Below are 1338 nucleotides of genomic sequence, written 5' to 3'. Positions count from 1 at the left end.
GATCTAGTTGATTATAATGGATCTGAGCTTCCTGCTTTTCATAACTATATGATAATGGAGTAGGAACTAAGTTCAAAGTGCTTGACTACTTGTAAATCCATTATCTTATCTTCAAATATTATTTTCTACTTTCACCGTATCATACCAGTTATTGAATAATTCTAATTCTGAAGTATCATCTGAAATAGGTGAATAACTATATTTAGATTTGAGACTATTGCTGCTCTTATTATAAATAATTTTGATTTCGGTAGGTACTTCTTTTTTATTATTCTCAAACAAAATCTCGATTTTTTCCAAATCATCAATTCCTAATTCTAGAAGTTGTATCTGTCTATCACGTGAATCGTCTATTTTTTCATTTTCACTCAAAAAATCATTAATCTGATTGAGTCTAATTATCTCCCCATTTTTCTTAAAAAATAAATTGAAAAAATAACTACCTTCTTCCATATAACCATACAAATAAATTTCATCAATTTGACTATTCGAATATTCTAATCCCAAAGACACCAAATCAGATTGAATTTCCATTAATAAATCTTCAAATATCATTTACTTCACTCCATTAATATTTTTTATACGACGTGTATAAGTTTGTCCATCAATTGTATAATTTACCCTAAATGTCTTCGGTCGTGCAGAATTCCCTACGTACTCAATTTTGACGTGAACTTCAACTTTCTTATTCGCTTTAATTGCTTCTGACCAGTCTCGTTCAAGACGACGATAGGTTTTGAGATTTACGTCTTTCGCTTGTGATAATAAATTATCTAATTCAGGAGATCCACCAAATAAATCTCCAAATATATGACCCGCATGATCATCAGGTAATTTATCCGGTGTATTTCCTTTATGTCGTAGTCTACCATCATGTAGCTTTAATTGCAAGTTATCTGCGTATGCTTCACTAATACGCCCCAACTCGTCTGTCTGATATAAATAATTATGCTCTCCAGCCTGATATTGAACATTGGGCTTTAATTTCCCTGCATCATCAAAGTGAGAACCATCTCGAAGTATATCACCGACCTTATCCGCTACTTTTCCAGCATCATCAGAAATTCTCACCACATCATCCGCATGTTTGCTAGAGAAGTGCATCACATCACGCAGTGTCTTACTCTCAACGCTGAAGGTAGGCATGGTTCCCATACCTCCCGCAAAGGCAAATGCCTTTTTACGAATGCCGACTGGGATTCGGGTATCTAATAATTTCTCCCCAAATTGCCTAATGACATTATTGCTCTTCGCTAGGATATTGTCAACCTTTGAACCCCATTTTTCGACATTTGCGAGAATTCTTGCCTTGGTACTGTTCTTGGCTAAGCTAATCAT

The 1338-nt window shown here is 34.4% G+C and carries 2 protein-coding genes; both read right to left on the bottom strand.

What is annotated here, in order from left to right; translation table 11 throughout:
* Nucleotides 1-111: 111 nt before the first annotated feature.
* On the bottom strand, nucleotides 112-555 hold the full coding sequence (locus HMPREF2628_RS08470; RefSeq protein WP_070842897.1) for a hypothetical protein: 444 nt from the start codon (nucleotides 553-555) through the stop codon (nucleotides 112-114).
* Nucleotides 556-1338: DNA/RNA non-specific endonuclease (locus HMPREF2628_RS11145; RefSeq protein ID WP_257375296.1), on the bottom strand; the 783-nt coding region annotated here is incomplete at its 5' end.

Origin of the sequence: Streptococcus sp. HMSC063B03 (assembly GCF_001836965.1) — a bacterium.
Lineage (GTDB): Bacteria > Bacillota > Bacilli > Lactobacillales > Streptococcaceae > Streptococcus > Streptococcus pneumoniae_F.
Note: the sequence above shows the minus strand (reverse complement) of the source record. Positions and strands in the feature narration are given on the sequence as shown.